The following is a 1541-nucleotide window of genomic DNA, read 5'->3' as shown; positions in this document are numbered from 1 at the left end:
GCACGCGGCAGCCGGAGCGGTCCGCGAGCGCGCGGCCGCGGCGGACGTCCGCATCGGGCTCGACGTGCCGGACGGCCTGCCGCCGGTCGCGGTCGACCGGACACGCGTGGCGCAGGTCCTCGACAACCTGCTCACCAACGCCGTCCGGCACACCCCGCCCGGCGGACGGATCGTGCTCGCCGCCGCTCGTGAGCCCGACGGGCAGGTATCGCTGCGCGTCACCGACACGGGCGAGGGCATCGCGCCCGAGCACCTGCCGCACGTGCTCGAGCGCTTCTACCGCGTCGACACCGCGCGCGACCGCGGTCACGGCGGGTCCGGGATCGGGCTGGCGATCAGCAGGGCGCTGGTCCAGGCGCACGGCGGGACCCTGACCGCGGCGAGCGACGGGCCGGGCGCGGGCGCGACGTTCACGGTGACCCTGCCGCCCGCCTGAGGTCCGGCGAGCCCGGCGCGGGAGCTCAGTGCGTCATCCCGGCCATGCTCGACCCGTCGTCCATGACGTGGGTGGGCTGCCAGCCGAGCACGGCGGGGTCGAGCATCCCCGCGATCATCGCGACGTGCGCGACGACGAGGAACAGCCCGACCAGCGTCGCGTGGACCTTGAGGCGGTGCTCGTCGTCCCAGCCCGCGCCGACGACCCGCGTCTCGAGCAGCGTCATGCCGTACAGCGGCACAACCCCGAGCAGGTAGAAGCCGACGGCGATCACGTCCGCGGGTCCGCGCCACCCTCCCGACGTCGTGAGCGGGACCACGGCGTGCTTGGTCAGGTACACGACGACGCCGAGGAAGTAGAACCCGCCGACCAGACCCGCGTACCGGTTGAGCGCCGCGACGACGGGCGGGACCGGACGTCGGAAGAGGATCGCGAGCTCCGAGACCGCGATGGTCTCGGCGAGGATCACGGGGACCGCCATGAACAGCAGCAGGTTCCACGGCTGGTTCGCCGCGAGCAGCCCCATGTAGTGCGTCGACCCCATGTCCTCGCCCGCCGGCCACGCCGGCAGCACGAGCGCGACGACGGCGACGACCAGGCTGACGAGCGTGACGACGCCGGTGCGGAGGGCACGTCCGCGCGCGACGTCGGGGGCCGGGCGCGTCGTGCCGGCGGTGGTGGGTGCGGTGGCGACCATCGAGGTGTCCTCCCGTGCGAGCGCCGGTCCTTCCGGCGCGGCACCACCGTCTCGGCGGCCCCTGCACGTCCCGCTCACGGTCGGTCAAGATCCGATGAAGTCCGCGCCCGCAGCCGTGACCGACGGACGGCACCGGGACCTCGGACCCACGCCCCGACGACCCGGTGCGCGGCGCGCCGACCTTGCCGGGTGTGGCCGCACTCGCCCGCTAGCGTGGACGTACCCGCTCGGAGGAAGCCCGGGCACCGTCGACGAGGAGGGGTCGTGGGCCGTCGTCCGACGCTCGACGACCTGGCGCGCCACGCGGGCGTCTCGCGCACCGTGGCGTCGCGGGCGGTGAACGGGGAGCCGAACGTGTCGCCCGCCAAGCGGGCCGCCGTCGCGCGCGCGGTCGAGGAGCTCGGGTTC

3 protein-coding genes are annotated in these 1541 nt (G+C 75.0%); 2 read left to right on the top strand and 1 reads right to left on the bottom strand.

Annotated features, from left to right (window positions below; genetic code table 11):
- Positions 1–436, top strand: a 436-nt coding sequence (locus HGA02_RS18880) for a sensor histidine kinase (RefSeq protein ID WP_168680876.1), incomplete at its 5' end; no start/stop codon positions are given.
- A 25-nt stretch (positions 437–461) separates the two neighbouring features.
- Here the strand turns inward: HGA02_RS18880 and HGA02_RS18875 are convergent.
- Positions 462–1133 carry a DUF6803 family protein gene (locus tag HGA02_RS18875; RefSeq protein ID WP_210728812.1) on the bottom strand — a complete coding sequence of 224 codons (672 nt, stop codon included), beginning with the start codon at positions 1131–1133 and terminating at the stop codon, positions 462–464.
- 189 nt (positions 1134–1322) lie between these two features.
- On the opposite strand from HGA02_RS18875, the gene HGA02_RS21765 reads away from it, so the two are divergent.
- Positions 1323–1541, top strand: a 219-nt coding sequence (locus HGA02_RS21765; RefSeq protein ID WP_343035623.1) for a LacI family DNA-binding transcriptional regulator, incomplete at its 3' end; no start/stop codon positions are given.

This window comes from Cellulomonas septica (assembly GCF_012396155.1).
Classification (GTDB): domain Bacteria; phylum Actinomycetota; class Actinomycetes; order Actinomycetales; family Cellulomonadaceae; genus Cellulomonas; species Cellulomonas septica.
The sequence above is the reverse complement of the archived record's forward strand: the minus strand, read 5'-3'. Positions and strand labels throughout refer to the sequence as shown.

Bases quoted from the DNA above. Each gene is read 5' to 3' on its own strand.
- HGA02_RS18875 (WP_210728812.1), bottom strand. From the start codon at position 1,133: ATGGTCGCCACCGCACCCACCACCGCCGGCACGACGCGCCCGGCCCCC.